Below are 12,157 nucleotides of genomic sequence, written 5' to 3' on the forward strand. Positions count from 1 at the left end.
GACGCCGACGCCCAGCCGGCCGGCCCGGGCGCTCACGCCCCCTCCCCCTGGGGCGCTGCCGCGTGGTCGCGCGCGGCCAGGGCGCGGCGCATCCACTTCTCCGGCGGCTCGGCCTCGCGGCGCACCCGGGATGCGTCCTCGAGGCGCTTCCACAGCAGCTGGGCGCCGCGCCGGTCCACGTGCCTGGCGGTGTGGGACACGACCCCGGGGACCAGGTCCGCGCGCACGGTCGCCACGTCGAGGCGGCGCTCGACGGGCCCCTGGAGGATGTGCGTGGATTGGATGCGCGCCAACGGGATCAACGCGCAGCGGCGCGTGAGCCACCCGTCGCGGATCACGAAGAGCGAGCCCGTGAGCGCGTAGGCGCGGCGCCGGCGCACCAAGGGGTCGACGAGGCGGGCGCGGTGGGGCACTCGCGTGAAGTGGGCGTCCGCCCCGGCGTGGGTCGGGGCGAAGACGGAATCGACGAATGCCGCCGGGTCGGGGACCCCCAGGTCCTGGACGACCATCCAGACGGCCAGTTCCGCCTGGGCGCGGCTCCCCACCGGCAGCAGCACCCGGGCGCTCACCAGCTCGTTGTTCCCGCCGTTGTTCTCCTTGCCCATCTTGACGGAGTTGCCCGCCTGGGTCATCGTGACGCGGTACCAGCCCGTGAGGCGCCACAGCAGGGGCTGGCGGATCTCGATGGCGTGGATGCGCCCGGGCGGGATCGTCTGGTTCCGCGAGTCGGTCAGGCCCCTGCGGATGCGGATCCCGTCCGGGCTGGCGGCCGCCGTGAAGGCGAACTCGGCGTTGAAGCGCCCCCACAGCACCGACCCCGAGGCCACCACCAGCGGCACCACCGCGAACAGCGACGGCGCGGCCACCGCCCCCCGCGCGGCGATCGCCCACGCGGACGCCGCTACCACCGCCACGAGGACGACGAGCAGGACCATCATCGGGACCGTCAGCAGGAGCGAGCCGATCAGCGGACCGGCCCCGACCTCGTAGAGGACGTTCTCCGGGGCGATGGGGGCTGAGGAGGTGAAGGCGCCGCGCCTGGCGGCGCCGCGGGCGGCCTCGGCCTCCAGGGCGCCGGACACGCGCCCGGGGGATTCGGCGGCCGGGCGCGCCGGGGCACCCGGTTGGGCGCCCTCCCCTGCCGAACCGACCTCCAGCCCCGCCGCGAGCGCCAGGATGTGGGCGCGCAGCTCGTCGAGTTCGGTGGCGCGCAGGAAGCCGATGGTGAAGCTCGAGCCCGCGCCCCCGGCGACCTCGATGCTCAGCCTCCCCAGCCCCAGGATCCGCCCGAGCAGCGGCAGGTGGATGTCGACGGACTGGATGCGGTCGAGGCGGGCGTGCCGGTTGGTGCGGAAGACGATCCCGGACCGGAACCAGACGGCGCCGCCGTCGACGGCGTAGGCGGTCGCCCGCCACTGGAGCCACGAGTAGAGGCCGCTGACCACCAGGACGGCGATGACGACGGCGAACGCGGCCATGAGAACGCCCCGCAGGTGGAACCCCTCCGCGATTCCGTTCAGGATCTCCCAGCCCGAGGGCGCGCCGCTGCTGTAGGCGCTCACGCCCCGGTACGTGATGATGGCCACGAGCGCGGCGATCACCTGCCAGGCGTTGATGATGGGGGACACCGGGTGGACGCGGTGCCAGGCGTCGGCGGCGACCCCGTCGGCCGTGATCGAACGGGACTCGGCGCTCACAGGCCCATCAACTCCGCGCTGCCGCGCTTGGCGAGGGCGTCGCGCAGGCGCGCGGCATCGGCGGCCGGCACGCCGTCCAAGGTGGCGTCGGTGGTGGCCGAGGCCGTGGAGAGCTTGATCTGCGCGATCCCGAAGAAGCGGGCCACCGGGCCCTGCGCGATATCGACGTACTGGATGCGCCCGTAGGGGACCATCGTCATCGAGCGGAACATGACGCCCCGCCGGATGATGAACTCGTCGGGCCCCTCTGCGAAGCCGATGGCGCGGACCTGCCGGGGAACCAGCCAGCACAGCCACACCAGGAGGCACACGGGGGCCGCCTCCCACCGCCACAGCCCCGCCTCGTCCGAGGCGAGCGCCGCGACCGCGATGCCGGCGGCGAGGGCGGCCAGGACCACTGCGCAGGTGGCGAGCCGGACCTTCGCCAGCGCGCTGGACACGGGGGTGAAGGAAATGGAGTCGGGGGCCATCAGATCGGCCATTGGAGTCCTTTCGCGTTGTGCTCTCCCTGAATTATCCACCACGGCGCTACCATCCACCTACCTCACAGGAAATATTCAGGATGTTCGTGAAGAATACTCCCATGACCGCACCCGCCCCCGAAGCAAAGCTCCTCGTCGTCGATGACGAGCCCAATATCCGCGACCTGCTCGCCTCGTCCCTCCGCTTCGCCGGTTTCGACGTCTCCACCGCCGAGGACGGCTCCTCCGCGTTCCACGAGGCGCAGGCCGTGCGCCCCGACCTCATCGTCCTCGACGTCATGCTGCCCGACATGGACGGCTTCACTGTGACGCGACGGCTCCGGGACGCCGGGCTGACCACGCCGGTCCTGTTCCTCACCGCGCGCGACGACATGCGCGACAAGATCCAGGGCCTGACGGTCGGCGGCGACGACTACGTCACCAAGCCCTTCGGCCTCGAGGAGGTGGTCGCCCGCATCCGCGCGATCCTGCGCCGCACGATGGGGGGCGACGACGAGGACGGCAAACTGCGCGTCGGCGACCTGGTCATCGACGAGGACGCGCACGAGGTGAAGCGGGCCGGGGTCGACATCGACCTGTCCCCCACCGAGTTCAAGCTGCTGCGGTACCTGGTCATCAACGCCGGCCGCGTCGTGTCCAAGATGCAGATCCTCGACCACGTGTGGGAGTACGACTGGGACGGCGAGGTCGCCATCGTCGAGTCCTACATCTCCTACCTGCGTCGCAAACTCGCCGTTGAGGGGGCCTCCGGGGAGCTCATCCACACCAAGCGGGGCGTCGGCTACATCCTGAGGGCCGAGGATTGAGCGAGAGGATCGGCCTGGCCGACCGGATCGAGCGGGCGTGGACGAACAGGCCGCTGTCCGCGCAGCTCGTCGTCCTCATCACCGGGCTGCTCGCGGTGGGCCTGACGATGAGCGGGACCGTGATGATCGGCCTCCTCCAGCGCCACCTGATCTCCCAGGTGGACGCGCAGCTGACCTCCGACGCGGCCCTCCGCCTCTTCAACCAGACGGGGGCCGCCGCCAGCAACGGCATGGCCTCCACGGTCCCCACCGCCTACTACCTGCGGCTCCACCACCCCAGCATCGATCCGGACCAAGTCACGTTCTACCCGGAGACCACCGCGGCCTCCGGCACGCCGATCCTGCCCGAACTGCTCGGACCCGGGGAAGCGCGCGCGGGCACCGGGGAGTACACGCAGGCGGTCACGGTCGCCTCGAGCAAGGAGGGGCACCCGTGGAGGGTCGTGGCCACCACGATCGAAGTGAAAGGGGCCACCCCGTCCACGGGCGTCCTCACCATCGCCCTCCCCCTCACGGACGTCCAGCACACGCTGCGCACGACCGCCGCCTACTTCTCCATCGCTGCGGTCGTGATCGTCTTCGCGGGAGGGTGGGTCGGCCACTGGCTGGTCCGGCGCTCCCTGTCCCCCCTGCGCTCCATCGAGTCCACCGCGGGCAAGATCGCCGCCGGGGACCTCACCCAGCGAGTGCGCCCGGGCCCGCCCTCGACCGAGGTCGGCTCCCTGGCCCTGTCGCTGAACTCCATGCTCACCCAGGTCGAGCAGTCCTTCGAGGCGCGCCAGGCCTCGGAGAAGAAGATACGGCGCTTCGTCTCCGACGCCTCGCACGAGCTGCGCACACCGCTGGCCGCGATCAGCGGCTACTGCGAGCTCTACTCGATGGGCGGGGTGCCCGCCGAGCGCGTCGAGGAGGTCATGGGGCGCATCTCCTCCGAATCGACCCGCATGGCGGTCCTCGTCGAGGACTTGCTCACCCTCGCGCGCCTCGACGAGGGGCGCCCCCTGGAGTTCACGGACATCGACTTGGTGAAGATGGCGGACAACGCCGTGTTCGACCTGCAGGCCCTCGACTCGACGCGCACCGTCGGACTGTCCTCGCTGGAGGGCCGCCGGGCACCGATGTCACTGGTGGTCTCCGCCGACCGCGACCGCATCGCGCAGGTGTTCACCAACCTCATCGGCAATATCGTCCGCTACACGCCCGCCGGCTCGCCCGTCGAGATCGCCCTCGGCACGGCGGCCGACTACGCCGTCGTGGAGTTCCGCGACCACGGACCGGGAATCGCGGACCGCGACCGGTCGAGGGTCTTCGAGCGCTTCTACCGCTCCGACTCCTCCCGCAACCGCAGGTCGGGGGGGTCCGGCCTGGGACTGGCGATCGTCTCGGGCATCCTGGGCGCCCACCACGGCAACGCCGCCCTCACGAAGACGAAGGGCGGCGGGCTGACCGTCCGCATCGAGCTGCCGCTGCCGCGCCCCCAGAACGAGGCAATGGTCACCGGAGATGCTGACAGCGCCGCAACGGTCTAGCATGGCTCGGGTATCCCCTGACAAGGAGGCTGTCCATGGGTGCCCACGCACCTCAATGGCTGCTGGGGTCCTTCGTTGAGGCCATGCAGCAGATCGGCGCGACCGCGCCCACGGACGAGCTCGCGGCGGAGGCGCGCGACCTGGCTGAGCGCTGGTCCGCCGAGGGCCGCGCTCTGCACGACCTGCACCGGCTCATCAAGGTCCTCACGCACATTGACGAGATCTCCCTATCCGCCCACGACCCCGATCTACTGCGGATCGCCGCCTGGTACCACGGCGCTTTCCTGAACAGGGCCCTCGAGGTCAGACTCGGGGGCTTCGAGGCGCAGTTCGCCTCGGCCCGGTGCATCGACCACGCCCACAACCGGCTCACGGAACTGGGCGTCTCCGAGGAGGTGGTGGCGCGCATCGACGAGCTCATCGCGTTCCTCACGCGCCACCGCGCCCCCCGCGCCGACTTCGACGCGCAGGTCCTCGTCGACGCGGATCTGGCGGTGCTCGCGTGCAGCCCGCAGGACTACAAGAAGTTCCGGGAGAAGCTCCGCCTCGAGCTCCACGACCTCGATGACGTGCAGTTCCTCAAGGCGCGCTGCGCCCTGGTCAAGCGCCTGCTCGGCTACGACCGCATCTACCAGTCCCCCCTCGGCAACACCTGGGAGAACGCGGCGCGGGCGAACCTGGAGGTCGAGCTGGCGCGGCTGGAGGACGCGAAGGCGAAACTGTGCCCCGGCCCCGACGACGAGGCGGACGCGGACGACGCGGACGACGAGCCCTACGGCGCCGACCGCGTGACGACGACCGGCACTCTGGTCATCAAACGACGCACACTGAAGAAGAACCCGTGCCCCCCTCCTCCCGAGGAGGCCACCGGAACCGGGATCCTGCCGGTCAAAGCGCCCGAGCCCGCCCCGGACGCCGACGAGCCCGAGGCGACCTCCTCCCTGGAGAGCGCCGTGGAGAGCCTCGACCTGCCCGCGACCCCGGCGGACTGACGGACCAGGGCGGGCTGACGGGCAGCGGCCGAGGCCCGGCGCGCAGTCCGTCCACGAGCGCGGATCAGCGCCTGCGCCCATCCACACCCCCGTCGGCACGTAGCCAAGTGTCAGCGCCTGCGCCCATCCACACGCCCACCGGCGCGAAGCCGAACATCAGCGCCTGCGCCCATCCACACGCCCACCGGCGCGAAGCCGAGCATCAGCGACTGCGCCGGTCCACATCACCGCAGATCCACAGGCACGCGCAACCGCTCGCGCCCGTCCACATTGCTACAAGCTCTTTTTCATGTCGGTTTCGTGCGGATCATAACCTTTCGTTAGCGCACCCAACCGGGGTGCCGAACGATAGGAAGAACAATGAGCACCTACATGGTCGATTCCGCCCAAGTCGCGGCCTCAGCCACCCAGATCACGGCGACCGCGGGGCAGATCCGATCCGAGGTCCAGGCGATGATGGCGCAGCTGGTCGCCCTCGGCGAGTCCTGGTCGGGCGGCGCGCAAGCCACCTTCCAAGGGGCGGTCGCCCAATGGCAGGGCGCCCAGGCGCAGGTCGAGGCGGCGCTGGACGCCATCTCCTCACAGCTCCAGACCGCAGCCGCCCTCTATTCCGATGCCGAGGCCCGCTCCACGGCCCTTTTCGCGGGCTGAACGCGGCCGCTGCACCGCCCCGGGCGGATACGGATCCGCATTGGGGCAGGCAACGGGGCATTGGGGTAGGCAATTCGCCTACCCCAATGGGCGGCTTCCTACCCCAATGGGCGGTTTCCCAGCCAGCCCAATGGGTGGTTTCCTACCCCAATGCGGCGCCACCTTCTGCGACGAACGGCGGCCTCCTCCCCAATACCGCTTCCCCGCGCTCACCAAAGCCCCGCACACACACGACTGGCCGTCCTCCCCAATACCGCTTCCCCGCGCTCAGAAAGGGGCCCGTAGCCCTGTTCCGAGCGCGGGGAAGCGGTCCCGGATGAGGAAACGGATGGGGGCCGGCCCACTTGCGGGCTGGCCCCCATCCGTTGAAGGGCGGACGATCAGTACATGCCGCCCATGCCGCCGTCGTCGGCGCCGCCGGCGGGAGCCGGGGGCTCGGGCTTGTCAGCCACAACGGCCTCGGTGGTCAGGAACATGCCGGCGATGGAGGCCGCGTTCTGCAGCGCGGAGCGCGTGACCTTCACCGGGTCGGAGATGCCCTCGGCCATGAGGTCGCCGTACTCGCCGGTCGCGGCGTTGAGGCCGTGGCCGTCAGGCATACCAGCGACGCGGTCGGCGACGACACCGCCCTCCAGGCCCGCGTTCTCGGCGATCTGCTTGAGGGGCGAGACAACGGCCAGGCGGACGATGTTCACACCGGTCGCCTCGTCGCCCACCAGCTCCAGGGAGGCCAGCGCCTTCTCGGCGGCCTGGATCAGGGCGACGCCGCCGCCGGCGACCAGGCCCTCCTCGGAGGCCGCGCGGGCGTTGCGCACGGCGTCCTCGATGCGGTGCTTGCGCTCCTTGAGCTCGACCTCGGTGGCGGCGCCGGACTTGATGACGGCGACGCCGCCAGCCAGCTTGGCGAGGCGCTCCTGCAGCTTCTCGCGGTCGTAGTCGGAGTCGGTGTTCTCGATCTCCTGGCGGATCTGGCGCACGCGGGCGTCGAGCATGTCCTTGTCGCCAGTGCCCTCGACGATGGTGGTCTCGTCCTTGGAGACGACGATCTTGCGGGCGCGGCCCAGCAGCTCCAGGTCGGCGTTCTCCAGGGACAGGCCGACGGTCTCGGAGATGACCTGGCCGCCTGTCAGGATCGCCATGTCCTGCAGCATCGCCTTGCGGCGGTCGCCGAAGCCGGGGGCCTTGACGGCCACGGACTTGAAGGTCCCGCGGATCTTGTTGACGACCAGGGTGGCCAGCGCCTCGCCCTCGATGTCCTCGGCGATGATCGCCAGGGGCTTGCCGGTCTGCATGACCTTCTCCAGGACCGGGACGATGTCCTTGACGTTGGAGATCTTGGAGTCCATGAGCAGCACGTAGGCGTCCTCCAGGACGGCCTCCTGGCGCTCCTGGTCGGTGACGAAGTACGCCGACAGGTAGCCCTTGTCGAAGCGCATGCCCTCGGTGGTCTCCAGGGTGGTGTCGAAGGAGTTGGTCTCCTCGACGGTGACGACGCCCTCGGAGCCGACCTTCTCGAAGGCCTCGGCGATGAGACGGCCGATCTCAGTGTCGTTGGCGGAGATCGACGCGGTGGCGGCGATCTGCTCGGAGGTCTCGACGGGCTTGGCGTCGGCGTGCAGTTGCTTGACGATCGCGTCGACGGCCTGGTCGATGCCCCGCTTGAGGGCGATCGGGTTCGAGCCGGCGGCGACGTTGCGCAGGCCCTCGTGGACGAGCGCCTGGGCGAGGACCGTCGCGGTGGTCGTGCCGTCACCAGCGACATCGTCGGTCTTCTTCGCGACCTCCTTGACCAGTTCGGCACCGATGCGCTCGAAGGGGTCCTCCAGGTCGATCTCCTTGGCGACGGACACGCCGTCCTTGGTGATCGTCGGAGCGCCCCACTTCTTGTCGAGCACGACGTTGCGGCCCTTGGGGCCCAGCGTCACCTTCACGGTGTCGGCCAGCAGGTTGAGGCCGTTCTCCATGCCGCGACGTGCGTCCTCATCGAACTTGATGATCTTGGTCATTGGGTGTGTTTCCTTCCGCTTCGCGGATCGGGGCCGGTGCCCGCGACGGACGGTCGGCGGCGTGGGCCGCCGACCTCACCGGACCGGTGGTTCTGTCACTCTCCCATCGGGAGTGCCAGGAATGATTCTGGCACTCTCCCCCTGTGAGTGCAAGGGGAGGGGCGCGGCGCCGCCCCGGCTGCGCTCAGGGCGAAACCGCGGGCACTCACTTGGCGGGTTTGAAAGCGGTGACCGTCGAGTCGTCGACCGTGACGATCAGGTCGGAGCGCGCCAGCAGGGCGTAGCTCGCCGGAGGGGCCGACACCCCGGGGATCTCGGACACCGGTTTGAGAGTGTGCGCCGCCGGGTCGATGATCGCCGTGATCCCGTCGCCCGCGAGGACCGGTTCCAAGATCCCCGCCTCGACCTCGACGCCGAGCGCCACTATGGCCAGCGCCTTGCCGTCACCGGAGGCGACGCAACCCGTTTGGGACGCGTTGGCGCGCGAACCCAGGTTCGCCAGTTTCTGCATGTCCTCGCCGAACCTGTTCGTGGTGTCGGCACCGATGTGCATGCCGGTGAAGCGCAGGGAGTCGCTGTACTCGAGAACGAGCACCGTGTCCGTGAGCTTCCCCTCCAGGGCGTCGTAGAACAGCTTGGAGAAGTTGTTCGAGGAGCGCGTCCCGTTCCCGCAGGGCATCGGCATGCCGGTGCCCACGTCCACAGTGCCCTTCAGCTGGCCCTGGACGTCGTAGTAGTCGAAAGTCGATGTGTCCTTCGCGAACCCCTTCCCTTCGAGGGGGTCCTTGTCGCCGACGATGACGGAGGCGAGCCAGCCCGCGGTGCGACTGGGCTCCACATCCGTCTGGAGCGGGTACAGGGCCTTATCGCGCAGCGAGAGGATCCAGAACTTCGACGTGGCCCCCTCCGCGATCTTGGCGGTGGTCTGCTCGCCCGTCTTCGAGTAGAGGGTGCAGGTGGGGTGGGTCTCGGTAGAGCTCTTCCACTTGTCCCCCTCGGACACGGAGCACTGCACCGAGACCACTTCCCCGGGCCCCTGCGGCGCGTCCACGACGGCACTGTTCTCATCACTGGCGTCGTACCACGTCAAAGGTGTTTGCTCGCCGTCCTTCGCTGCGATCAGGACGGGCACCGACGCCCTCCCCATCTCCACGAGCACGTGGTCCTTCCCGATCCACCGCACCGTGGGATCCTCATACGACGAGAGGGCCTTTTCACCGCCCTGCACGGGCTGCGCCCACTTCTGCTCGGGCTGGTCCCCGGAGACGTCGAAGCCCTTGGCGGTGAACGTCCCGTTCTCGACCCCCAGGAGCACCATGCGGTTGCCCTTCACCGCCACCACGGGCTGGAACGCGGTCGCCACCGATGAACCGGTCGAGAACAAACCCGAGAGGTTGAGCGTCCACGCCTGCTGCCCCCCATTGTTCCAGCCAGTGGCGAGGTCGTAGTCCTTCGGGCCGCCGCTCATCCTGGCGAAGGCGAAGATCCCGGCGCCTGCGGCGACGACCGCGACCACGGCCGCGATCGCGATCCACAGGATGGCCTTGGACCGGTTCTTCGGCGCGGGGTAGGGCGCGCCCACCATGCCCGGGCCACCGGCCCCGTAAGCCCCCTGAGCGCCTGCGCCCTGCGGGTACCCCGCCTGACCGCCCGCCTGGGCGAAACCACCCGGCGCGTACCCGCCCTGACCGGCCCCCTGGGCGAAACCACCCTGCGGGTACCCCGCCTGACCGGCCCCCTGGGCGAAACCGCCCGGCGCGTACCCGCCCTGACCGCCCGCCTGGGCCGAGCCGTCCGGCGCGTAGCCTCCCTGGCCTCCGCTCCAGCCCTGGGCCGCTCCCGGCTCCTGGGGGGCCGGCCCGGCCTGCGCCGTCCCGTTCCCGGCGGGGCCGTTCGAGGAGAACTGCGTGGCCGGGGCGTACTGACCGCCCGGCCCCTGCTGCCCGGCGGCCTGCGCCATCGCCTGGGCCAGCCAGTTCCTCAAGTCGGGGTAGAGTGACGGATTCGTGGCGAGCACGCCACGCAGATCCGGCCTCTTGATGGCGATGTCCTGCATCGTCTCGGGGGTGATAGTGGGATCGGCCGCCATCGCGGCCGTGTACATCGAGGGATCCAAAGCCTTGACCTCCGTAGTGCGCGAGGCCGCCGGACGCGGCCCCCGAATGTGTTATGGAATGCGCACTAGTATCCGTCAAGTCCGACCGATTGACAAACAGCGCCGTCCCACCGCGCAGATCCGGGAAAGGGCCTCACCGGGCTCAGCGCAGGACGACGACCACGTCGGGGCTCCCGATGCCGTCCATCCTCTGGACGTTGTCGATGCCGAGCGTCGCCGCGACGTCCTTGGCCGTGGCCTCCATCCTGGGATCCTCGTAGTACACGGTGGAGACCTGGGTGTCCCAGCCGGTCGCGTTGGCGGCCGAGGTGCCCGCGTACCCCGCGGCGTTGAGCTTCTGGGTGTTGCTGGCCGCCAGGCCCTGGGTGCCGGTCCCGTTGAGGACCTGGATCGCCGCGTTGTGGTCGGGCGTCGGCGGCGCCTCCGTCGTAGTGGTCGGGGACGGGGACGGCGTGGGCTCCTGGGACGGAGTCGGTGCGGACGAGGGGGCGGCGGTGCCGCTCTGCTGAGCGGGCGTGGTGGGCGACCCCGTCGTCACGGTCCCGACCGGCTGCCCGTTCTGGCGGTTCGCCAGAAAAGTCGCAGCGGCCCAGCCCAGGGCCGGAACAACGATGAGGATGACCAGGAACGGCCACACGTTCTTCCACCTGGACGGCTGCGGGCGGTGCATGCCGATTGGCATGTCCTCGCCCGCACGATCGAATTCATCCCGAGGATACTGTGAGCTCACGATGCCAGCCTAACGAAAAATCTGCCGCAGCGGCACGTTTGCGCAGGGCGAGGCGCTTCCCACACCCCGTTTGAGGCGCTTTCCCAGCGTGAAGACGAACGACGTGTCACACCGCACTGGCGCGCTACCCTGATCGCATGGACGCTTACAACCCCCGACCACTGTCAGAACTGATCGACCCGGGCTGGGCGCGCGCCCTGGCGCCCGTCGAGGACCGCGTGCACCGGATCGGAGAGGAGCTGGCGCGCGCCGCGGCCTCGGGAACCGGTTACCTTCCTGCGGGAACGGACGTGCTGCGAGCCTTCACGTACCCCTTCGACCAGGTGAAGGTCCTGATCGTGGGCCAGGATCCGTACCCGACCCCGGGGCACGCGATGGGGTTGAGCTTCTCAGTGGCCCCCGGCACACCGCTGCCCCGCTCCCTTGTCAATATTTTCACGGAGCTGTGCGACGACCTCGGGGTGCCCCGCCCTTCCTCGGGCGACCTGTCGCCGTGGAGCGAACAGGGCGTGTGCCTGCTCAACCGCGTCCTGACCGTCCGCCCGGGGTCACCGGGCTCGCACCGGGGAATGGGCTGGGAGGAGGTCACCGCCTGCGCCATTGACGCGCTCGTCTCCCGCCACGACGGGGCGGGGTCGCCCGCCCCGCTGGTCGCGATCCTGTGGGGCCGTGACGCCCAGGCGCTCGAGGCCCGCCTTGGGCGGACGCCGTGCGTGAAGTCACCGCACCCCTCCCCGCTGTCGGCGAGGCGGGGCTTCTTCGGGTCGAAGCCGTTCTCCACCGCCAACTCGCTGTTGGAGGCGCAGGGGGCGTCCCCGGTGGACTGGCGCCTTCCGTGACGTGCCCCGCGCTCGACGGCGCGGGGGAGCCCCTGCCGAACGCGCCCTGGGACCCAGGGGCTCCGCATGTGGAGCCGGCTATCGGACTCGAACCGATGACCTGCTGTTTACAAGACAGCTGCTCTACCAACTGAGCTAAGCCGGCGGCGACCGCACTGGGCGGCGCTGCGCGGGGCGGGCGCGTCCGGGCTCCCCGGATCCGCCCCACCACTGCCGCCCGCAACGGGGCGGGGCCAGTGCGAGGACCGTCGCACTGGTCAGGCGCGGACGGGCGGGCGCGTCCGCGCGACACGCACTAGTGTGCCACGG

At 70.2% G+C, this 12,157-nt stretch carries 10 protein-coding genes and 1 tRNA gene; 5 read left to right on the top strand and 6 right to left on the bottom strand.

Annotated features, from left to right (window positions below):
• Nucleotides 1-32: 32 nt before the first annotated feature.
• Complete coding sequence (locus BH719_RS05010) at nt 33-1,697, bottom strand: PH domain-containing protein (RefSeq protein ID WP_009743676.1); 1,665 nt, start codon at nt 1,695-1,697, stop codon at nt 33-35.
• Nucleotides 1,694-2,179 (bottom strand): PH domain-containing protein, encoded by a 486-nt coding sequence (locus tag BH719_RS05015; RefSeq protein WP_034255267.1) that lies wholly within the window; start codon nt 2,177-2,179, stop codon nt 1,694-1,696. The genes BH719_RS05010 and BH719_RS05015 overlap by 4 nt, the downstream gene beginning before the upstream one ends.
• Before the next feature lie 80 nt (nt 2,180-2,259).
• Here BH719_RS05015 and BH719_RS05020 point away from each other — a divergent pair, with 80 nt between their 5' ends.
• The 4 genes from BH719_RS05020 (at nt 2,260) to BH719_RS05035 (ending at nt 6,157) form a co-directional block, all read left to right on the top strand.
• Complete coding sequence (locus BH719_RS05020; RefSeq protein ID WP_009743678.1) at nt 2,260-2,985, top strand: response regulator transcription factor; 726 nt, start codon at nt 2,260-2,262, stop codon at nt 2,983-2,985.
• Complete coding sequence (locus BH719_RS05025; protein WP_009743679.1) at nt 2,982-4,514, top strand: sensor histidine kinase; 1,533 nt, start codon at nt 2,982-2,984, stop codon at nt 4,512-4,514. Before BH719_RS05020 ends, BH719_RS05025 begins: the two co-directional genes overlap by 4 nt.
• Nucleotides 4,515-4,549: 35 nt before the next feature.
• Entirely contained in the window at nt 4,550-5,506 is a 957-nt protein-coding gene (locus BH719_RS05030; RefSeq protein WP_009743680.1) for an HD domain-containing protein, read from the top strand.
• A gap of 360 nt (nt 5,507-5,866) precedes the next feature.
• Nucleotides 5,867-6,157 carry a WXG100 family type VII secretion target gene (locus BH719_RS05035; RefSeq protein WP_009743681.1) on the top strand — a complete coding sequence of 97 codons (291 nt, stop codon included), beginning with the start codon at nt 5,867-5,869 and terminating at the stop codon, nt 6,155-6,157.
• Between the two features lie 380 nt (nt 6,158-6,537).
• On the opposite strand, the gene groL is transcribed toward BH719_RS05035, so the two are convergent.
• The 3 genes from groL to BH719_RS05050 form a co-directional block, all read right to left on the bottom strand.
• Entirely contained in the window at nt 6,538-8,163 is a 1,626-nt protein-coding gene (gene groL / locus BH719_RS05040) for a chaperonin GroEL (RefSeq protein WP_009743682.1), read from the bottom strand.
• Between the two features lie 205 nt (nt 8,164-8,368).
• Nucleotides 8,369-10,279: a variant leucine-rich repeat-containing protein gene (locus BH719_RS05045; RefSeq protein WP_245683258.1), complete on the bottom strand. Its 1,911-nt coding sequence runs from the start codon at nt 10,277-10,279 to the stop codon at nt 8,369-8,371.
• Nucleotides 10,280-10,421: 142 nt separating this feature from the next.
• Nucleotides 10,422-10,961, bottom strand: coding sequence for a LytR C-terminal domain-containing protein (locus BH719_RS05050; RefSeq protein ID WP_009743685.1), 540 nt, complete (start codon nt 10,959-10,961; stop codon nt 10,422-10,424).
• A gap of 185 nt (nt 10,962-11,146) precedes the next feature.
• Here BH719_RS05050 and BH719_RS05055 point away from each other — a divergent pair, with 185 nt between their 5' ends.
• Entirely contained in the window at nt 11,147-11,848 is a 702-nt protein-coding gene (locus BH719_RS05055; protein WP_009743686.1) for a uracil-DNA glycosylase, read from the top strand.
• Nucleotides 11,849-11,917: 69 nt separating this feature from the next.
• Here BH719_RS05055 and BH719_RS05060 read toward each other — a convergent pair.
• Nucleotides 11,918-11,993, bottom strand: a tRNA-Thr gene (locus BH719_RS05060).
• Nucleotides 11,994-12,157 lie beyond the last annotated feature (164 nt).

The sequence above is a fragment of the Pauljensenia hongkongensis genome, assembly GCF_001746855.1.
Classification (GTDB): domain Bacteria; phylum Actinomycetota; class Actinomycetes; order Actinomycetales; family Actinomycetaceae; genus Pauljensenia; species Pauljensenia hongkongensis.